The following is a 20,370-nucleotide window of genomic DNA, read 5'->3' as shown; positions in this document are numbered from 1 at the left end:
TAACTGACTTGACTCAGAACCACATTTTTTTGATCAAAATGATCAAAGCGAACATATAAAGTGCTAAAAGTGCCATCTTATGATGTTTGGAAGTGACATGGTCTTTGAGCCAGATACCCAGTGCCACACCTACCAGTGAAGCTACAGCAACTATCAAACCATTGTTAAAATCTATCGTCCCGGTACTCAGTCGGCTTATCATTCCAGCTACTGAAGAGAAGACTACAAAGAACAACCCTGCACTCACCGCTTTTTTTATAGGGTAATGCAATACTCCCACCAAAAGAGGAGTGAGTATAATAGAACCGCCGATACCAAGTGTAATAGAGAATATTCCGATCCCAAGACCGATACTAAAAAGCAAGGCTTTATTTAAGGTTTTGGTCTTTTCATTATCCTCATGATGTTGAGAGAAAAAAAGTCGAAACAGAGCAAATATCAATAGCCCAAGAAAGAGAAACTGTAGGATGATATCTGAGATATAGTGCGTGACATATCCACCGATATATCCACCGATAAAGCCTCCGAAACCGACAAAGATCCCTTCGCCGATAACAAGAGACCCTTTTTTAAAATTAAGAAATGAACCGTAAATAGAGCTAAAGACCATTTGAATGATGGAAATACCGATGGCATCTTTCGTATCAAAACCAAGTACCAAAAGTATAGGTACAAGGATCATACCGCCACCGATACCAAAAAAGCCTGACATCGTACCGATAAAGATACCAACAAGTATAAGTTCTGTTATCATTTCCACCGCTCCAAAAATTAAGTTGGAAGTATAACATCTTTCTTCATGTTTACACTAAACTGGCTATACTCAGAGTACAGTAACGATCACCACAGATGCTTGATGTTTTATCAAACTTCATCTAAAAGAGGCTGAGAAAAAAATGCCTCTATCACTGCTCTCATCTCATCTGGGTCTTCTATGCGATTCACATCATTTCTAAATGCAGAAGCACCTTGATACCCTGCTTTAGAGTAGGAGTGAAGATTTTTTCTGAAAATGATCGCTCCATACTTGTCATAATGTTTTAGCATCTGGTCAAAATGTTCTAAAACAACTTCTTTGATGAGTTCGGAAGTGGGTGCTTCCATGCCCTCTTTGATCTGTTTGAATATCCATGGTTTGCCTACTGCTGCACGCCCTATCATGATACCGTCTGCACCTGTATGTTCCAGTACCCATTTCGCTTTGGCAGGAGAGTCTATATCGCCGTTGGCAATGACCGGTATGGATACGGTCTGTTTTACCTCTGCGATCGCATCATAATCTACAGCAGCTTTATATCTCCCTGCTCTTGTTCTTCCGTGTACAGCGATGTAATCTGCTCCGGACCCTTCGCATATGCGAGCTATCTCTTCATGGTTTTTTTCGTTAAAGCCCAAACGGAATTTTACTGAAGTGTATTCTTTGTTGGAGTATTTTTTAATCGTCTCTATCACCCTACCCATTTGAGGCAGATCTGTAAGTAGTGATGACCCCTGAAGATTATTCACTACTTTTGGTGCGGGACAGCCGCAATTGAGATCTATCGCCGTAATACCATCTATTTCATTGATGATCTCCACTGCACGCTTAATGACATCCAGATCAGAACCCGCTATCTGGATAGCATAGGGGTCTTCTATAGGACTTTTCTCCAGCATACGATGGGTTTTCTTGGAGTTGTGGACCAGTGCATTGGAACTTATCATCTCTGAAACGGTCAAGTCGACACCAAATTTCTTCACTACAGAACGAAAAGGAAGATCGGTAAAGCCCGCAAGAGGGGCTAAGACGTAAAGGGGTTTAGTAAAGTCTAGTTTCATTACAAATGGTTTGTATATCGATAATATCTTCTAAAGTATATTTCGTATGCTCTTGTTTCAATTCCCAAAGTGCTCTGAACTTTATAAATTCATGGTCTTCTTGTTCACTCAAATAGTTTGCAACCTGATCCAATAGTTCATATTCGAACAGAAGATAAAGATAGGCATTTTGTGCCTTAGGGTTTTCAAGCTGGTAACTTCTGAAAAGTGCCAGGTTCTCATCCGGATTGAAATATTTCTTCGTCACTGCAGCGATTTGAATAAAGTCTTGGCACCCCATATCAAGTACCTCTACAAACTCTGAAAGTATTTCAGGTGTAAGTTCAAGTTTGTTCTCTTCAGTCACTCTCTCAAGCATGGTAAAAAAGCTTTTTGTATCAAAAACCTTTACATATTTTCGGGCTTTTGCAAAGTTCTCTTTACGGGCAAAAAGATCAAGTGCTTCAGACTTTACGACCTCAGGGTATTGGGATGCAGCCTTGAGTACATCTTCAATGAATTTATCATCGGATTGCAGACGGTTCAGATAGTTCTGTGTCAAAATCGGGTTATTCGCATGAAAGACTTTACTCATCTTTTCTTCTTTAAAGTCAACATACTCACCATTTTTTATTTTCTGTATGATATTGACAACACGTGTAAGTCTTGGTGTCAACCCCTCTATATTGTCAGTAATATCGAAAGATGCTTTCCCTAAAAGTGATGCAGAGCTTCTCACGACATCCAACCCGTACTTTTGTTCTTTTGGCTCATTGATCAGTGACCAGTACAGTGCGTCTTCTAAAGTACTGGCATCTTTTTGCCATTTTTTAAGTATAAAATAATTTTTTAAACCATAAATAAACATATGCAGCAGGGTAAAGATAAATAAAAGCAGCATAGGCAGCACTATCCATACTGATACAGGGAAATTAAAATTAATTCCCATCAACTCTATCACGTAATGGTCCGGGTTTATCGTATAGGTAAACGCAGCAACCAGTGCCATAAGCGCAAAAGTAACAAAAATATACAGAGCAAGTCTCATTTTATCCCCTTATTGTATAAGCGACGCAAATAGAGTGACTATATATCCACGTAAAGGCTCTATTCCCTTTATTAGAGCGTTCACCTAAGCTGTTGCTTTAAAATAGAAAATCTATTTGGTCTCTTTTTCAGTGATCTCACGACATGTGATACAAAAACGTGCAAAGTTCTTTACTTCTAGACGTTTTCTGCCTATAGGCTCTTCACACATTTCACATATACCGAAAACTCCTCCTTTTATTTTATCTAAAGCAAGTTCAATTTCGTTTAATTCTTTACGCTGTTGCACTAAAATTGCACTATCTATCACCGCTTCTGCAGAAGCTGCTGCAAAATCACCTTCATCATTCAACTCAAGTTCTCTCATTCCCTCTAACTCAAGGCTGGTACCTCTAAGATTTTTTTCTATCTGTACTCTTCTGTCGAGTAATTTGTTTTGAAATTCATTTAACTCTGTTTCCGTTAACATCAATGTTTTCCTATTTATGATATGGGTGATTATGATTAATGGTCAAACCTCTAAAGATCTGTTCCATCAACACAACTTTCACAAGTTTATGTGAAAGCGTAATTTTACCAAATGATATAGCATTATTACATTTAGTTAAAAAACTCCTCTCAAAGCCGTATGCACCGCCAATAAAGAGATTTACCTGAACGCTATCCTTAAGCAAATTTGCGAATTCATGGCTGTCTACTTCTTTAGAAGAAGGATCTAACGCTATATTTATACCAGAATCCAAATACTTTTCTAATGCTTTGGTGTATGATTTTTGAGCAGCTTCAGGTGAAATGTCCTGTGCTTTGGCAATTTCTTTGTCAAAAACTTCGATGATCTCTACTTTTGCAAAAGGTTTTGCTATCTTTTTATAATGATCTATCAAGCCGGCATATAAATTGTCTTTCCCTTTTTTATCGATAATGATTACATTGATCTTCATACGAATACTCTTTCATTCTAGATATGTTTTTCATAATAATTTTGGTATTGTACACTATAGATATAAAAGGAAAATAATGGACAGTATATTATTTGTATGCTTGGGGAACATCTGCCGTAGCCCTCTGGCTCATGGTGTGGCAGAGCATATCGTCAACACTGAAAAACTTGGACTTTTCATCGATTCAGCCGGGACAAGCGACTGGCATAAGGGGGAATCACCCTGTCAACACTCTATCGAGATCGCAGACCAGTACCATGTAGACATCTCCCAACAACGCTCTCGTCCTGTTTCAAAAGAGGATATCTCACTGTTTAAATATGTTGTTGCCATGGACCGGCAAAATAAAGCCGACCTGGAAGCCTTTGGATTTGAACAGGTCTATCTTATAGGTGATTTTGGAAACTATCAGGGGGAAGATGTTCCTGACCCTTACTTTTTTGATGGCTTTGAAGGATTTGACAAAGTCTATACGATGATCTCACTCTGTGTAGAAGATTTTATGCAAAGGGTAAAGAATGGAAGCCTCTGATTACTGCATCATTACGACTACTACCGATTCAAAAGAGAATGCCGATCTCATCACTCAAATACTCTTGGCAAAGAAACTGGCTGCCTGTATCCAATCCACAACCATACAGAGTGCGTATCATTGGGAAGAAAAGATTATACACTCTGAAGAGATACGCCTTGAGATGAAGACCAAAAGGTCTCTCTTTGAAACGGTTCAAAGAGAAATCGAGCAGCTGCATACCTATGATGTACCTGAGATTATCATGGTACCCATGGCCGGTGCGAACCAAGACTACCTTCAATGGATCAAAGAGGAAACCGCCAACACTTAATCTCTTTGATAATAAGAGATCATCGAAGCTTTTTGGATCGTATGTTTGTTGATCATAAAGCCTACCACTGCACTTTTACTCTCTGCATTAAGAGGCAAACTCTCGACATCCAGTGCATGTACTGTAAAGATATAACGGTGTGCTTTGTCTCCTTGTGGAGGACAGGCACCGCCAAACCCTGCATGGCCGTAATCTGTCGTTGTTTCCAATGCACCTTTTGGCAGTGTTTTTTTCGCTGAAGCATCTGCAACGATCTTATGTGTATCTGCTGGAATGTTCACGATCAGCCAGTGCCACCATCCGCTGCCCGTAGGTGCATCAGGATCATACACAGTGACAGCAAAACTTTTTGTACCTTTTGGTGCATGACTCCAGTGCAGTTCCGGGGAGATATTTTGTCCATTACACCCGAAACCATCAAACTCCTGGGCTTTCACCAGCTGTCCTTTGAGCGTCTCACTTTCCAATGTAAAACTCTCGGCCTGTAAAAATGAGCCTACTATCATCACTATCCATAGATATCGCATCTTTTCTCCTTGTTTTTTACATATCATAGGGTAATTTAGATTAGAATAGTATTTATATCTTTCAAGAGAAATCCTGCTACCATATGAACTATAAAACAATCTATCACTCACAATATGTATAGAAAAGGATACACAATGCAAAATGATTTTAGCAAAGCAATGGATTTCAGGCACGCCTGTAAAGTATTTGACGAAAAGAAAAAGATCAGTGATGAAGAGATGCGCTATATTTTAGAAGCAGGAAGAAGATCACCCTCTTCATTCGGTATGGAAGCATGGAAATTTCTTGTCATCACGAATGAAGACTTGAAAGCTAAACTGAGACCTTTCTGCTGGAACCAGGTACAGATCACCTCCTGTTCACACCTGGTCATTGTACTTGCGGGCATAGAGAATGCCAAGGTTGAGAGCGGTATGCCTAAAAAGAGATTTATGAGACGTGAAATGCCTCAGGAACAGTTGGATTTCTATATGGATATCTATGCCAAACACTTGGAAAAAACACTGAGCACTGATGAGAACATCTATGCATGGACATCCAAACAAAGCTACATTGCATTAGGAAATATGATGACTGCTGCTGCTTTTGTAGGTATAGACTCCTGTCCTATAGAAGGGTTTGAAAAAGAGAATGTCGAAGAGGTGTTAGGTCTTGATACAAGTAAGTACCAGGTCGCTGTTATCGTACCATTTGGCTACAGGCTCAATGCACAATCCTCTCAGCTAAGACTTCCTTTTGATGAAGTCGTCGAATTTATAAAGTAAGTAGACATACTGCTTTGCCACTCTCTTCAGAGTGGTACCCTATCAAAGATACAAGCAGTTCGCTATAGTTCTACATCGTCTCTACATCTTTGATGTCGATACCCGACAGTTGTTCCATCTTTTTTTCCACCAGGTCTAAAAAGGTATCTCTGTTTTGTTCATCCATATTGGTATGAAGCATCTCCAATATATATTTAATACCGTTTGCATTGATCTTTTTAACACTGGCCAAATAGTGTGTAAAAGCGATCAGTTTGACATCATCAATAGAATAGAGCTTTTTATTCTCCTCTTTAGGAGGAAGCAAACCTTTCTCTTCGTACATTTTCAGTGTTCTAATTTTTGTGGTCAAGAGTTCTGCGATACTGCTCAATGGCAATATATCTTTTTTATTGTCTACTAATGCCAATGTTTCCCCTTTTCTTCTTTATAATATTTTACACTATTTAGAATTAAACAGCATGCTTGATATCATATATTATGACACATTATTTAAGTCATGAGTAATTTAAATATGTTAAAATGATACCAATTTTATGTAAATATTTAACCTATTATTTGTCAAATATTTACATATATTATGATGAATAATCAAAAGTATAGTTTATTGATATAAAAAACTCAAAGGTGCAATGTATGCTTTGATACCACGAATAAAACGGGGAAGCATTTTGATATATTAACTTTGTATACTACAGTTAAAAATGATTCGAAAAAAGGGAGGGCAACGACTTGACTATACCAACAAATATAGCACAGGATGTGAAAGCAGTAGCCTATGAGTGGCAAAAGAAAATACAGGTTTCACGTAAGGGTCAGGAGCAGGATTTTCACGAGATGATGTTAAAAATGTTGAAAAACCCGGTCAACAAAATTTTTCTTATCGAACTACTGGACCAAAGCTTTCGCTCCAGCAACCCCGACAGGGTTGCAGATCAATTGGAGTACATCTTTGAGAAATACAAAAGCACAGACTTTTTTTCCCAGTTTGAACAGATATTGATCTGGCTCTTTCGTGATGTCGGGATCTATCTTACTTCCATCTCCATTCCCCTTTTTGTCAAATACCTCAGAAACGATATCAGTGCCATTGTCATCCAGGGAGAAGACCCTGTGCTTTCAAAGCATATGCACAAAAGAAAAAAAGAGGGTACCAGAGTCAACATCAATGTGATCGGAGAGATCGTTTTAAGCAAGGAAGAAGCGGAGAAAAGAGTGGAGAAATATATCCAACTCTTGCAAAATCCTGATGTGGATTATCTTTCCATCAAAATATCTAATCTCTTTTCTCAGATCATCCCCCATGCCCATGAGAACAATATTCGTCACATATCCGAGCAGTTACAAAAAGTCTATAGTGCAGCCATGGAAAACAGGTACCAGGATAAAGACGGCAAGGAACACTATAAGTTTGTCAATCTTGATATGGAAGAGTATAGAGATATTGAGATGACCATCGATTCATTTAAAACGGTTTTAGAGATGGATGCCTATAAGAACCTTCATGCCGGGATCGTGATCCAAACCTATATGCCTGATGCTATGATGCATATAAAAGATCTGTACGCTTGGGCTAAAAAAAGAGTCCAGAGCGGTGGTGCACCTATCAAGATCCGTATCGTTAAAGGAGCGAACCAAGAGATGGAGATGACCGAAGCATCTCTCAGAGGCTGGCCGAATGTCACTTACGCCTCAAAAGCAGAAACCGATGCAAACTATAAAATAGCGATGAACTTTTTACTTGACCCGGACGTGGCACCTTATGTACATACCGGTGTCGCATCGCATAATCTTTTTGACCATGCACTGGCCATGCTTTTGGCAAAAGAGAGAAAAGTAGAAAAATATGTCACTGCAGAGATGCTTGAGGGGATGAGTGAAGCAGCCTATCATGTACTCAAAGACCAGGGCTTGAACGTGATCCTTTATGCTCCGACCGCAACCAAAGAGACCTTTACAAATGCCATAGCCTATCTGGTAAGAAGATTTGATGAGAACACAGCCGAACAGAACTTTTTACGGCACAGTTTCGGTCTTGAGGTCGATACGCCTGCATGGGAGATATTGGTCAAAAGTTACGATGATGCACTGGCACTCATGCCGACCGTGGATCAGGAGTCTTACAGAACACAAGATAGAAACAAAGAGATCATCAAAGAGACGATCGATCTGAAACGTTACCATTTTGAGAATGAACCGGATACAGACTTTGTTTTGGAGCCAAACAGAAAGTGGGCAGAAAAGATCCGTGACAAGTGGCAGAATATCGGTGAAGTGGGCGGATTTAACGCCTATCCGGTCGTAGGCGGAGAGATCGTTCAACGAGATCTGCATGTTGGTGTGATAGATAAGAGCCAGTACCATGAGAAAAAGCTGGCAGGACGCTATGCTGAAGCAACACCCGAGGATATGCAAAGAGCCATTACAACAGCAAAAGAGGACCCGGATGGCTGGAGAGAACTGACAGTAGAGCAAAGACAAACGATCCTGATGGATGTAGCGCATGAGCTAAGGGTAGCAAGAGCGGACCTTATAGGAGTGGCTGCTGCAGAAGTGGGTAAAGTCTTTACAGAAACAGATGTCGAGGTCAGTGAAGCGATAGACTTTGCAAACTTCTACCCTTACAGCGTGTCGAAGATATCGTCCCTTACAGGTGTTGAAGCCACGGGTAAAGGCGTGGGTCTGGTTATCAGCCCATGGAACTTTCCTATCGCTATTCCGGTGGGTGGGGTCGCCGCATCTCTTGCAGCGGGGAATACCGTTATATTAAAACCGGCAGAAGACTCTATCCTGTGCGGGTACCGTTTGTGTCAATGTTTTTGGGATGCAGGTATCAGTAAAAACACCCTGCAGTTCATCCCGGGTCGCGGTTCTGTTGTAGGGGAGCATATGATCCCTAGCAGAGATATCGATTTTACCATTTTTACAGGGGGTGAAAAGACGGCTTATAACATCATCAAGTCCCGTCCGGATATCGCACTGAGTGCTGAGACCGGCGGTAAAGATGCGACGATCGTCACCGCATTGGCTGATCGGGACCAAACGATCAAAAATGTGGTCGTATCGGCCTTTCATAACTCAGGACAAAAGTGTTCAGCCACCTCTCTGCTGGTACTTGAAAAAGAGCTATTTGAAGATGTAGCATTCAAACAGACGATCAAAGAAGCCGTCGAATCACTTCAAACGGGCTCTGTTTGGGATTTTTCCAACCGGATCGGAACCTTATCCAATCTTCCCTCAGGTGAACTCAAAGAAGCACTCACCTATCTTGATGAAGGCGAAGAGTGGCTTGTCAGACCGGATTACGCTGACCAGGGCAATCCCTATATGCTTACACCGTCAGTCCGATGGGGAACCAAGAGAAATGATTTTTGTCATATGAATGAGCTTTTCGGCCCTGTTCTGAGCGTCATGTGCGCAGAAGACCTGGACGATGCCATCGATATCGTTAACGTAACAGGCTACGGTTTGACCTCCGGTATAGAATCTTTGGATAAAAGGGAACAGGATTACTGGAAAGAACGTATCATTGCAGGAAACCTCTATATAAACCGTGTCACTACAGGTGCGATCGTCACACGCCAGCCTTTTGGCGGTATGAGAAAATCTGCCATAGGAAGCGGTAAAAAAGCAGGCGGTTTCAACTATGTCAGTCAATTTATGAATCTGACATATCAAGAGACCAACCTTTACGAATCATGTTCAAGCCGGTTTTTGGATCAAATGAGAGTACTTCTCACAAGAGATACAGTTTTCAATGATGAATGTGAAGCGGCACTGAGACATATGTGCCACTTTACACACTGGTACGAGGTTGAATTCTTAAAAGAGCATGACTATGCACATATTCGGGGAGAGAGCAATATCATCCGTTATCTTCCAGTGAAGAGTGTACTTCTTAGACTGGAAGAGAAGGATGAACTTGATGAGATTCTGACAACGATCATGGCAATCAAAATGATAGGTGCGAAGCTTCATATCTCTATCCCGAAAAAATCCCGTAAAGCCGAACTGATCTGGCTTGAATCCAAACAGAACGCTTTCATCGGGCAGGAGGACACGTTTGCCAGAGATGATGAAGATGGATTGATCGAGAAGATACCAAATGTACAAAGAGTAAGGTTCCTGCATCCGGACAATGTAAGCGACAATATCTACAAAGCGATCGCTGATAAAGCGATCTATATAGCCAGTGAGAACTTTGTCTCGCATGGCAAACTTGAGCTCATGCACTACTTCATAGAGCAAAGTATCTCTAACTCTTACCACAGATACGGAAATCTTGGTATTCAAAGTATCAAATTCGAGGAGATTTAAATATGCAAATAGAGATAATCATATCATTTATAGGCTATATGCTGGTGATGCTGGCTATAGGGTTTTATTTTTATTTTAAAACCAATGATCTGAGTGACTATGTTTTAGGTGGACGCGGTCTCAACCCCAGTGTAACTGCTCTGAGTGCAGGTGCATCAGATATGAGCGGATGGCTGCTTCTTGGGCTTCCGGGTATGATGTACAGCGATGGTATCGTAGGCAGTTGGATCGCAGTGGGGCTTATTGCAGGTGCCTATCTCAATTGGCACTATGTGGCCAAGCCGCTTAGAGTATACACGCATCATCTCAACGATTCTATTACGATCCCTGATTATCTTGCAAACCGTTTTGAAGACAACGGACATATACTCAGGGTTGTCACTGCAGTTGTGATCTTGATCTTTTATACGCTTTATACATCATCTGGGCTTGTAGGGGGAGCGAAACTTTTTGAAGCAACCTTCAACATCACCTACTCAGATGCACTGCTTATAGGAAGTTTTGTTATTGTTTCCTATACTTTTCTGGGAGGATATAATGCAGTAAGCTGGACAGACTTTATTCAGGGTATTTTAATGATGCTTGCACTTGTGATCACACCGATTGTGGTGGTTTCTGAACTTGGCGGGATAACCAGTGCCGTCACAGCCATAGCATCTTTAGAGCCGTCACATCTAAACATGGTCAGCGGTGTCTCTCTTATCTCTGTAATATCACTGCTTGCATGGGGACTGGGCTATTTCGGACAGCCTCATATTCTTGTGAGATTTATGTCTATTAGAGATGAAAACGAGACACATAAGGCCAAAACCATTGGAATGAGCTGGATGATCCTATCCATTATTGGTTCTCTCAGCGTCGGTTTTTTCGGCTTTGCCTATGTGGCAGCAAACAGTATTGATCTAGCTGACAGTGAAAAGATCTTTATCTTACTCTCTCAGCTTGTTTTTAACCCTTGGATCGCAGGTTTTTTACTCGCTGCGATTCTTGCGGCCATTATGAGTACGATCGACTCTCAACTGCTTGTATCTTCTTCTGTACTGACCAGAGATGTCTACCATGCGATCCTGCATAAGGAGGCCAGTGACAAAGAGCTTGTCTGGATCGGGCGTGCCACCGTGATCCTGATCGCCGTTATCGCATGGTATTTATCCACAGATGAGAACTCCAGTGTCCTCAAACTTGTATCGTATGCCTGGGCAGGATTCGGTGCGGCATTCGGACCGCTTATCATCTTAAGTCTATACAGCCGTAACATCACGAAGTTCGGTGCGATAGCAGGTATGGTAGTAGGTGCTTTAACTGTCATCATTTGGAAAGAGTTGGAGGGTGGAGTATTTGAGATCTTTGAATTGCTTCCTGGATTTGTTTTTTCATGGATAGCGATTTTGCTCTTTAGTCGATATGGAGCAGCCAACCCGGATTCTATATCTGAGAAGTTTGATGAAGTGCAAAGCCGATTAAAATATACATAATACGCCATATGGATGGTGACAATAGATCTTTAAAAACATAAAAGTTTTACAAAATGGTCAATGTTTCAGTACAATAAGAGTAAAAACTATGATAATAAATGAAAAAAAGGAATAAAAAAGTGAAAAGGATAGTCATTAAAGTAGGAAGCAGTGTCTTGACAGAGACAACAAGTATCGCAAAAGAGAGGATGCTGAACCTGGCCTCTTTAATTGCCGAAGCCAGAAAACAATATGAGGTGATTCTTGTAACGTCTGGGGCAGTCGCTGCAGGATATACAGCTGTTAAATTGAACAGAAATGTGCCTACCAGTAAAAAAGTGTTGGCTTCTGTCGGACAACCGATCCTTATGAGTTCTTATAAAAACAAGTTTGATATTTATGATGTCCCTATTTCCCAGATACTTTTAACGGAAGAAGATTTTGACTCAAGAGTCCATACAAAGATCTTTCAGGATATTATAGACAGAACATTGAAAAATGACATTTTGCCTATCGTCAATGAAAATGATATTTCCACAACGCCGGATCAACTCTTTGGAGATAACGATCAACTCTCTGCACATATCACCTACTATACCGGTGCTGACCTACTTGTGATCTTAAGTGATATTGATGGGTATTATGACTCTAACCCCAAAGATAATCCAGATGCAAAGATCAGGAAAGTGGTTACTGAGATAAAAAAAGAAGAGCTTGAGCAGGAATATACACCAAACTCACAATTTGCCACAGGCGGTATCGTGACCAAACTCAAAGCAGCTGACTATATTATCAGTAAAAAAAGAGAGATGTTCTTGTGTAATGGGTATGACCTGACAAGTGCAAGAGAGTTTTTAATAGAGGGTGTACATAATAAAGGTACACTATTTACAACACAAAAAGAGAAGAAAGATAAATAATGAAGTTAACATTTATTGGCAATGGTAATATGGCTAAGGCCCTTATTGAAGGGTTAGTTGAAAATTATGAGATAGAGGTTCTGGGAAGAAATCAAAAATCATTACAAGCGCTTCAAGAAAAGCTTCCTCAAATTTCAACCAAGGTAATGGAAGAGAAAGAGGATATATCAGGTAAAAATATAGTTCTTTGTGTCAAACCCTACTCTCTCCCTGATCTGGCCCCCAAACTAACAGGTGAAGCAGACGCCATCTATTCTGTTCTGGCAGGCACATCCATAGAGAGCCTCAGCGCACAGATCAAAGCAAAAAAGTACATAAGAACGATGCCAAACCTAGGGGCGAGTCATCTTAAATCTATGACAACGATCACAGGAGATGAGGATCTCAAGGAGAGTGCATTAAGCATCTTTAACTCCATTGGGAGAAGTCTATGGCTCAACAGCGAAAACGAGCTGGACATCGCAACCGGTGTAGCAGGCAGCGGGCCTGCATACTTGGCGCTGATCGCGGAGAGTCTTGCAGATGGTGCGGTCAATCAAGGACTGAAGCGTGCAGACGCACAGGTACTGGTACAAGGTCTTTTTGAAGGATTTACATCCCTTTTGGCACATGAAAACCCGGCGATCATAAAAGACGGTGTGATGAGTCCCGGAGGAACAACTGCAGCCGGATATGCAGCTCTGGAACGTTGTAATGTACGTAACGGGATGATGGAAGCGGTCAGTGATGCCTATGCAAAAGCCAAAGAGCTTAAAGAGAAAAACTAACAAACAAGGAAATAAAATGACAAAACTAGAAAACATATCGATGATCAAAGAAGCCAATGTATATTTTGATGGGAAAGTAGTCAGTAGAACTATTTTTTTACCTAATGGAGATAGACAGACCTTGGGTGTGATGCAGCCGGGTGAATATACATTTGACACGAATGAAGCAGAGATCATGGAGATGATGAGTGGCGACTTGGAGATCCGACTTCCGGGTGAAACAGAATTTAGAAAATTAAATACACCTGAGAGTTTCAATGTCCCGGCCAACTCATCTTTTGATCTAAAGATCAAAACGGTTACTGACTACTGCTGTAGCTATATAAAGGCATAAAAATGGAAGATTTTCTACAAGAAGCCAAAAATTCAAGCAGGGTTCTAGCGACTATCAGCGGCCGCGAAAAAAACAGAATTCTGAAGGAAATGGCACAAGCCCTTAGAGATAACAGCAGCAACCTCATAGCACGAAACAAAAAAGATATGGAAGAGGGAGAAAAAAACCAACTCTCTTCTGCACTGATGGACAGGCTTTTGTTAGATGAGGGCCGCATCGATGCCATGGCAGTGGCGATAGAAGAGATCGCAGCACTGAAAGATCCTGTAGGCCGTGTCTTGGATGGCTGGATCACAGAAGATGGCTTAAATATGCAGAAGGTTTCTATCCCTATCGGTGTGATAGGGATCATCTACGAGTCTCGTCCCAATGTAACGTCAGACACGGCAGCACTCTGTTTCAAAAGCTCTAATGTGTGTGTACTCAAAGGAGGGAAAGAAGCACAGAACTCCAATGAAGAGATCGCAAAGATACTTCAAGATGTATTAGAGGCGAATGATCTTCCACGTGCACTGATCTCACTCATCCCAGACGCTTCAAGAGAGGGAGTTGACAAACTGATCAAGATGGATAAATATGTGGACCTGATCATTCCAAGAGGTGGGGCAGGACTCATCAAACATGTCACTGAAAATGCGACTGTCGCTGTGGTTAAACACGATAAAGGACAGTGTCATACCTACATCGACAAAGATGCAAAACTGGACAATGCCATTGCCATCGCGCTCAATGCAAAAGTACAACGTCCGGGAGTATGTAATGCCATGGAGACACTCTTGGTCGATACGGCGATAGCAGAAGAGGCCTTACCTCAGCTCAAAGCGGCATTTGATGAAGCACATACCGAACTCAAAGGTGACAGTAGAACACAAAATATCATAGACATCTCACATGCTACAGATGAAGATTATGATACAGAGTATTTGGCGAATATTTTAAATATCAAAGTCGTAGATGGTGTGGAAGGCGCGATCGAACACATTGTTAGATTTGGTTCAGGGCATTCTGAAGCCATCATCACAGAGAACATCACAACGGCTGAACTCTTTTTAAATGCCATCGATGCTGCAGCAGTCTATGTCAATGCCTCGACACGCTTTACCGATGGAGGTGCATTCGGGTTTGGTGCAGAAGTGGGGATCAGTACCAACAAACTCCATGCCAGAGGACCGATGGGGATAGAGGGACTTACGACTTATAAATTTAAAATTTACGGCAGTGGACAAATACGTAAATAGCCTACCTCTTTAGCTGCATTTGACTACAGCCCTCAAGGCTGTAGAGTACCTACCCTGGTGACACTCCTGTCACCTATTCTGAATACTCTATTTTACGTCTCCAAACAAGCACACCCAATGAGGTAATGACGAGCAGGAAGACCAACCCCATAACCACACTGAAGGTACCGTGCGATCCCTCTGTGAACGGCAGACCGCTCGTATTCATACCAAAAAAACCAACGATCAGATTAAGCGGAAGAAAGACCGCTGAAATGATAGTCAAAAGAAAAATAAGACGATTCATTTTTTCATTGGTGCGTGTATTGTAAAAATTATAAAGATAATCCAGTTTTGAAAGTTGCAGTGTTGCGGAGCGTAAAATACGTTCACAATGCTCATGGATATCTATATAATGATTCATCGGAAAACTCCCATCCGTCTCATAATACTGGATCGCATCCTGCATGACGGCTGAAGTACGGTGCATAATACGTTCTACCCGTAAAATATCTCTTTTTAACGTCAGCCACTGCATCATAAAGTTCGTTTTTACGGTGCCTTCATAGAGTGTCTCTTCCATATCAGAGATCTGATCCTGGTAGGAGTGAAAGGATTTAAGCAGATGGTCCAGCAGTGTGTCTATCTTTTCATGCGGCCCCTCAAATCGACTCTCCAGCTCCTCTAGTCTGCTCTTTGCGGCATTGAAGAGATAACTGGCATCCTTCGTAATGATAAACCCCAATGAGACCGCTTCAAGCTTCTCTGTAATAACAGGGAGACGTACAATAAGCATATCATATTCATCATTTTCATCAAAAATAGAGGGGTGCAGAGGGTTTTGTAAGTCTTCCAGGTGCAGTGTATCGACCAGATGTTCTACGTGTGCCATAATTTTACCTTTTAGATGCAATTTCAGATCATACTGTCAACCTAATATTTCAGCCTCGACAGAGACTAAAATATCCTCATCAGCCTTCAGATCAACCATAGAATCTTCTTCTTGGAAATCAAGTTCTCTCAATATCAGCTTCATCGCTTCTATACGTGCTTTGTGTTTATCATTTGACCGAATGATATGCCAGGGAGACTCAGGGGTATGTGTACGTTCAAGCATAATTCTCTTTTTTTGCGTGAACTCATTCCACATGGCCTGTGCTTGCATATCTATTTCACTAAGTTTCCACTGTCTCAAAGGATCGGTCCGACGTTTTTCAAAACGTTCATTCTGTATCTCTTTTGAAACGCTCAAATAGATCTTGATCAAACGCGTACCATGCTTCGTAAACGAATCTTCAAAAGTGGTCACTGTATCTAAAAAGAGTTCATACTCATTCTGCGTACAAAATCCAAATACCGGTTCGACCATTGCACGATTATACCAACTACGATCAAAAAGTACCAGCTCTCCCCCGCGCGGGAAATGCTTGATATATTTCTGGAAATACCATTGTGATCTCTCTTCATCCGTAGGTTTGCCAAGTGCAACAGTACGACAGTGCTTTGGGTTCAGATACTGGGCTATACTCCCGATAAGGCTTCCTTTTCCCGCCGCATCTCTTCCTTCAAAGAGAACGATCACTTTTTGGGATTTTTCTTCTATTTGTGTGAGCAGTTTCACCAATTGCGCCTGATAGTTTTCCAACTCTTTCATCTTGGCATAATAGAGATCTGCTTCCCTATGCGTTTGGCGCAAGAGTTCATTCTCTTTACGCAGTTGTTCTATGATTTCTTCATACATCTCACATTCCCTAGTATAAATATTGTCATTTTTATACGATCCTCTCATCTACCATCGGAATTTCCATTAAGGTCTCATCCTGATGGAATGGCTCCATGCGCTCTTCAGCGATTTGAATATCTTTCAGTGCTGCGATATGAAACGCTGCATCCCCCTCATGAATAAGGGGAATTTGTGTTTTCCCTATGATAATACCATCAAACGGCGCTATCACTTCATAGCTTTGATCCTCAAAGAGTGAATGAATACGTGCAATGACATCCCCCTCTTCCACCACATCACCTAATTGTTTAATGGTTTGTATCATGCCACTTTCGTGTGCACGTATCCATTTGCTGTTTTTTGTCAAAACCGGTTTGATACGACTGCTTTTTTTGATACGCGTCGGCAACATCTCATTGGCTCTGAGTACATTAATGATGCCTTTCACCCCGATCTTAATGGATTTTTCATCCAGTCTCAGTGCTTCACCTGCCTCATAGAGTAAGATCGGTATCCCTTTGTCCTGTGCTACAGCACGCAAAGATCCATCCCTTAACTCCGAATGTAGTATTACAGGTGCTTCGAATGCATAGGCAAGTCTCAAAGTATATTCATTGTTGACATTGGTACGTACTTGGGGAAGATTGTCCTTGTGGATACTGGCCGTATGCAGATCGATCCCCAAGTCACACTTGGATACGATCTCATCAAAAAAAGTCTTTGCCAGACGTGAGGCAAGTGCTCCCTTGGAATGTCCGGGGAAACTTCTGTTCAGGTCACGTCTGTCAGGCAAATACCTCGAAAGGTTTATGGCTCCGTAAATGTTCACTATAGGAACAAGTATCAGTGTACCTTTGAGTTTCGTCAGCAGATGTAGCTGGCGCAGACGACGGATGATCTCTATACCGTTGAGTTCATCTCCATGAATGGCTGCACTGATGAAAACCGTTGGGCCTGCTTTTTTGCCACGGATCACATAGGCCGTAAGAGAGGTCGGTGTACCGTAAAAGCTTGGCAACTCTATCTCTACCCGTCTCTGTACGCCTCTAGGTATCTCCTTGCCACCTAAGATAAAAGGATTGTGTCTCATTTATGCCCCAATATTATCTTTCCTGCGACGAGGCGGTTTTTTATTATCCGTAGGCTTGATATTGGCTTCAATATAATCCATGATCTTCCCTGCAATATCCGCATTAGTCGCTTTCTCAATACCTTCAAGTCCAGGAGATGAGTTGACCTCCATCACCAGTGGACCGCGATCAGAAGGGATCATATCTACACCGCATACACCCAGCCCCATTGCCTTTGCAGCAGCGATCGCCGTAGATTTTTCCTTGCGGCTGAGTTTATGTGCAGAAGCACTTCCACCCTGATGAAGGTTGGACCGGAAATCACCTTCTGCCCCTTGGCGCTTCATGGCACCGACCACCTGTCCATTGATCACCAAGGCACGGATATCGGCACCGCCGGCTTCTTTGATGAATTCCTGCACCAAGAGACTCACATCCATGCCATAAAAAGCATCCAGGACAGATTGTGCTGCTTTTTGTGTCTCTGCAAGTACCACACCGACACCCTGTGTCCCTTCAAGGATCTTAAGTACCAACGGTGTCCCTCCGATCAGTTTGATCACATCTTTGGCATTGGCCTTGTTGGATGCAAAGACTGTTTTTGGCATATCGACATCGTGTGTAGATAAAACCTGAAGGCTTCTGAGCTTGTCTCTGGATCTTGCTATCGCAAGGTTTCCTGCGACACTGAAAGCTCCCATCATTTCAAAGTGACGCACCATTGCTGTTCCATAAAACGTTCGACTTGCACCGATACGAGGGATGATAGCATCTGGTACCGGTAGTATTTCACCATCATACACCACTAACAACTCTCCCTTCATAATTTCGATACTACACATCAAATAATCTATGACACGTACATTCCATCCTTTTGCTTCAGCTGCCTCTATCAATCTTTGTGTTGAATAGAGATTTGTATTTCTAGAAAGTATGTAAACGGTCATTATTTATCCTTTGTAATATATTTATGGGAAACATCTATCAGATAGTGATGTGACAGGAAACGTCTTCCTATCAGCATTGGGTACTTCATATTTTCTCGATTGGTCAGTGAAATCTCTGCTTCGTACGTTTTACAACCCAATTTCACCATCGATTTGACGAATACTCTCTCTTCACTTTTTCCATTAGAACTTTTTACATTTTTGATCTTAAATATCGGCAACGTAAGCCTTTTACCATGATAGGCAGGGTGTACTTCATCATGTAGGGTGAAAATAACATTCTCACCCTCTACTTCAATGTCGTCACAGTGCATAGAACAAGAATCCGCACCTGTATCGATCTTAGCATCCAATGCAAAAAGATCCAGTCCCGGAAGATCCACTCTCTCTATATATCCTATTACTTCCATTTTCTTTCCTTCTCTTTATACTTTCAAATAAAGTGTTTCCAATACTTTTAGTGCCTTCTCAATGGATTCCAAAGAGACTGTTTCTGCCGTCGTGTGATACCCGGTCGTAGGAAGCTGAAATGTTGTTCCCTGTATCGAGCCGTCACTCGCCTTTGCCAAACGTCCCATCTCCGTACTCCCTAGAGAATAAAGAGGCTTTCCTTGAGCTAGGAACTCTCTGTTGAGATCCTCTATAAATGCATCTTTATATCCATATTTTATCGAGAATTGATCACAAATGGTTTCGATCTGTTTGGTCAATGGCGAAACAAAGGTGGCATTTGCATCTTTATTTCTCAACACGATATGCTGTGCCTCTGCCGCTACCCTCCCAGGATAAGGGCTGGTATCAAGCACCAGCAGGGAATCGGTCGAGAGATCATGTCCTCTGAACCACTCAAGTAAAAAACGCCAGCTTTTACCTACCTCTTCTTGTGCAGTGAAGAAAGCGCGTCCCTGGTATCCTCTCTCATATAAAAAAAGTATGATCGCAGCACTGAGTACATTATCCAATTGTGCAGATAGATACCCATCCTCATAGCTCAGTGTATCCACATAGGCTACAGGTGTACCGGCATACAAATGTTCCAGACCTTTTACTTTAAAAAGAAGGTTCAGTCTGCGTTCGCACATATAAGCGCTGTCTATCTCTCCTAACCCCAGGTAAGCCCCGGACCATGGATCATAGGCTTGAACACGCTGGTTCATAAAGCGTCCTATAATATCTTTATAGGTTTTTTCAGCCACAGAGTCACCTGTCAGATCCCCTCTGTTCTGTGCGATAAACGCTGCATACTGGAATTCATTGGGACCGGTACAGATAAGACCATGACGGTCAATATGCGCAGAGATCATACCCTCATCAGGTTCAGTTCCTTCTGCTACAAGTAAGCCTTCATAGAGTGTTGCACTGATCCCTCTCTCTTCCAGTTCTCTTTTCAAGTAGAGAAAAAAAGAGTGTTCAGCACCTACAACAGAAGGGGTTCGTATAAGCTGTTTCAGTATATCCAGAAAACGGCCCATCTCTTCGGGTTCCCCGCCAGTCTCTTGCATATGTTTTAAAAAAAAATTCTTAAACACAATACCCTGCTTTCTTTTATAAAATTCATACTAATTATTGCATACATAAGCTTCTAAAAGCACCTCTAATACGCTAAAAAGATTTTATTATAATTCTATATTTCTCTCTGTAGATGAAGAAGAATCTATAGTCCACACTGAATACACACATTCATTTTATACTATTTTAA

22 protein-coding genes are annotated in these 20,370 nt (G+C 41.6%); 9 read left to right on the top strand and 13 right to left on the bottom strand.

Features of this window, described 5'->3' with window-relative positions:
- Positions 1-13: 13 nt before the first annotated feature.
- The 5 genes from MN086_RS03985 to MN086_RS03965 form a co-directional block, all read right to left on the bottom strand.
- Positions 14-754, bottom strand: a complete 741-nt coding sequence (locus tag MN086_RS03985) for a sulfite exporter TauE/SafE family protein (protein ID WP_248576764.1) — start codon at positions 752-754, stop codon at positions 14-16.
- A gap of 110 nt (positions 755-864) precedes the next feature.
- Positions 865-1,818 carry a tRNA-dihydrouridine synthase gene (locus tag MN086_RS03980; protein ID WP_248576763.1) on the bottom strand — a complete coding sequence of 318 codons (954 nt, stop codon included), beginning with the start codon at positions 1,816-1,818 and terminating at the stop codon, positions 865-867.
- Positions 1,799-2,845: a hypothetical protein gene (locus MN086_RS03975; protein WP_248576762.1), complete on the bottom strand. Its 1,047-nt coding sequence runs from the start codon at positions 2,843-2,845 to the stop codon at positions 1,799-1,801. Before MN086_RS03975 ends, MN086_RS03980 begins: the two co-directional genes overlap by 20 nt.
- Positions 2,846-2,956: 111 nt before the next feature.
- The gene (gene dksA, locus MN086_RS03970) at positions 2,957-3,313 is read right to left on the bottom strand and encodes an RNA polymerase-binding protein DksA (RefSeq protein ID WP_248576761.1); all 357 of its coding nucleotides are present in this window, start codon (positions 3,311-3,313) and stop codon (positions 2,957-2,959) included.
- Between the two features lie 10 nt (positions 3,314-3,323).
- Positions 3,324-3,785, bottom strand: coding sequence for a 23S rRNA (pseudouridine(1915)-N(3))-methyltransferase RlmH (locus tag MN086_RS03965; protein ID WP_248576760.1), 462 nt, complete (start codon positions 3,783-3,785; stop codon positions 3,324-3,326).
- A 76-nt stretch (positions 3,786-3,861) separates the two neighbouring features.
- Between MN086_RS03965 and MN086_RS03960 the strand changes: the two genes are divergently transcribed.
- Together MN086_RS03960 and cutA are read left to right on the top strand one after the other, a co-directional pair.
- Entirely contained in the window at positions 3,862-4,317 is a 456-nt protein-coding gene (locus MN086_RS03960) for a low molecular weight protein-tyrosine-phosphatase (protein WP_248576759.1), read from the top strand.
- Positions 4,304-4,630 (top strand): divalent-cation tolerance protein CutA, encoded by a 327-nt coding sequence (gene cutA / locus MN086_RS03955; protein ID WP_248576758.1) that lies wholly within the window; start codon positions 4,304-4,306, stop codon positions 4,628-4,630. The genes MN086_RS03960 and cutA overlap by 14 nt, the downstream gene beginning before the upstream one ends.
- Here the strand turns inward: cutA and MN086_RS03950 are convergent.
- A complete protein-coding gene (locus MN086_RS03950; protein WP_248576757.1) occupies positions 4,627-5,157 on the bottom strand; it encodes a YbhB/YbcL family Raf kinase inhibitor-like protein in 531 nt (176 codons plus the stop codon). The two genes, cutA and MN086_RS03950, sit on opposite strands and share 4 nt — an antisense overlap.
- A gap of 135 nt (positions 5,158-5,292) precedes the next feature.
- Between MN086_RS03950 and MN086_RS03945 the strand changes: the two genes are divergently transcribed.
- Positions 5,293-5,922, top strand: a complete 630-nt coding sequence (locus tag MN086_RS03945) for an NAD(P)H-dependent oxidoreductase (RefSeq protein WP_248576756.1) — start codon at positions 5,293-5,295, stop codon at positions 5,920-5,922.
- Between the two features lie 70 nt (positions 5,923-5,992).
- Here the strand turns inward: MN086_RS03945 and MN086_RS03940 are convergent, their stop codons facing one another.
- Positions 5,993-6,331 (bottom strand): MerR family transcriptional regulator, encoded by a 339-nt coding sequence (locus MN086_RS03940; protein ID WP_248576755.1) that lies wholly within the window; start codon positions 6,329-6,331, stop codon positions 5,993-5,995.
- A 323-nt stretch (positions 6,332-6,654) separates the two neighbouring features.
- On the opposite strand from MN086_RS03940, the gene MN086_RS03935 reads away from it, so the two are divergent.
- The 6 genes from MN086_RS03935 to MN086_RS03910 all read left to right on the top strand — a co-directional run bounded on the left by MN086_RS03935 (position 6,655) and on the right by MN086_RS03910 (position 14,952).
- Complete coding sequence (locus MN086_RS03935) at positions 6,655-10,239, top strand: bifunctional proline dehydrogenase/L-glutamate gamma-semialdehyde dehydrogenase (protein WP_248576754.1); 3,585 nt, start codon at positions 6,655-6,657, stop codon at positions 10,237-10,239.
- 2 nt (positions 10,240-10,241) lie between these two features.
- On the top strand, positions 10,242-11,714 hold the full coding sequence (gene putP, locus MN086_RS03930; RefSeq protein ID WP_248576753.1) for a sodium/proline symporter PutP: 1,473 nt from the start codon (positions 10,242-10,244) through the stop codon (positions 11,712-11,714).
- 119 nt (positions 11,715-11,833) lie between these two features.
- Positions 11,834-12,613 (top strand): glutamate 5-kinase, encoded by a 780-nt coding sequence (gene proB, locus MN086_RS03925; protein WP_248576752.1) that lies wholly within the window; start codon positions 11,834-11,836, stop codon positions 12,611-12,613.
- Complete coding sequence (locus tag MN086_RS03920; RefSeq protein WP_248576751.1) at positions 12,613-13,380, top strand: pyrroline-5-carboxylate reductase; 768 nt, start codon at positions 12,613-12,615, stop codon at positions 13,378-13,380. The genes proB and MN086_RS03920 overlap by 1 nt, the downstream gene beginning before the upstream one ends.
- Before the next feature lie 16 nt (positions 13,381-13,396).
- A complete protein-coding gene (locus tag MN086_RS03915) occupies positions 13,397-13,714 on the top strand; it encodes a pyrimidine/purine nucleoside phosphorylase (protein ID WP_248576750.1) in 318 nt (105 codons plus the stop codon).
- Positions 13,715-13,716: 2 nt separating this feature from the next.
- Complete coding sequence (locus MN086_RS03910; protein ID WP_248576749.1) at positions 13,717-14,952, top strand: glutamate-5-semialdehyde dehydrogenase; 1,236 nt, start codon at positions 13,717-13,719, stop codon at positions 14,950-14,952.
- A gap of 73 nt (positions 14,953-15,025) precedes the next feature.
- Here the strand turns inward: MN086_RS03910 and MN086_RS03905 are convergent, their stop codons facing one another.
- The 6 genes from MN086_RS03905 to MN086_RS03880 are packed head-to-tail and all read right to left on the bottom strand — an operon-like array spanning position 15,026 to position 20,200.
- Complete coding sequence (locus tag MN086_RS03905; RefSeq protein ID WP_248576748.1) at positions 15,026-15,823, bottom strand: CorA family divalent cation transporter; 798 nt, start codon at positions 15,821-15,823, stop codon at positions 15,026-15,028.
- A gap of 36 nt (positions 15,824-15,859) precedes the next feature.
- On the bottom strand, positions 15,860-16,672 hold the full coding sequence (gene ppk2 / locus MN086_RS03900) for a polyphosphate kinase 2 (protein ID WP_248576747.1): 813 nt from the start codon (positions 16,670-16,672) through the stop codon (positions 15,860-15,862).
- Positions 16,673-16,703: 31 nt separating this feature from the next.
- Positions 16,704-17,744 (bottom strand): succinylglutamate desuccinylase/aspartoacylase family protein, encoded by a 1,041-nt coding sequence (locus MN086_RS03895; protein WP_248576746.1) that lies wholly within the window; start codon positions 17,742-17,744, stop codon positions 16,704-16,706.
- The gene (rimK, locus tag MN086_RS03890; RefSeq protein WP_248576745.1) at positions 17,745-18,671 is read right to left on the bottom strand and encodes a 30S ribosomal protein S6--L-glutamate ligase; all 927 of its coding nucleotides are present in this window, start codon (positions 18,669-18,671) and stop codon (positions 17,745-17,747) included.
- Complete coding sequence (locus MN086_RS03885) at positions 18,671-19,081, bottom strand: RimK/LysX family protein (RefSeq protein WP_248576744.1); 411 nt, start codon at positions 19,079-19,081, stop codon at positions 18,671-18,673. The genes rimK and MN086_RS03885 overlap by 1 nt, the downstream gene beginning before the upstream one ends.
- A 15-nt stretch (positions 19,082-19,096) precedes the next feature.
- Positions 19,097-20,200 (bottom strand): peptidase M42, encoded by a 1,104-nt coding sequence (locus MN086_RS03880; protein ID WP_371875213.1) that lies wholly within the window; start codon positions 20,198-20,200, stop codon positions 19,097-19,099.
- Positions 20,201-20,370 lie beyond the last annotated feature (170 nt).

The organism is Sulfurovum sp. XGS-02 (assembly GCF_023213175.1).
Classification (GTDB): Bacteria; Campylobacterota; Campylobacteria; order Campylobacterales; family Sulfurovaceae; genus Sulfurovum.
Note: the sequence above shows the minus strand (reverse complement) of the source record. Positions and strands in the feature narration are given on the sequence as shown.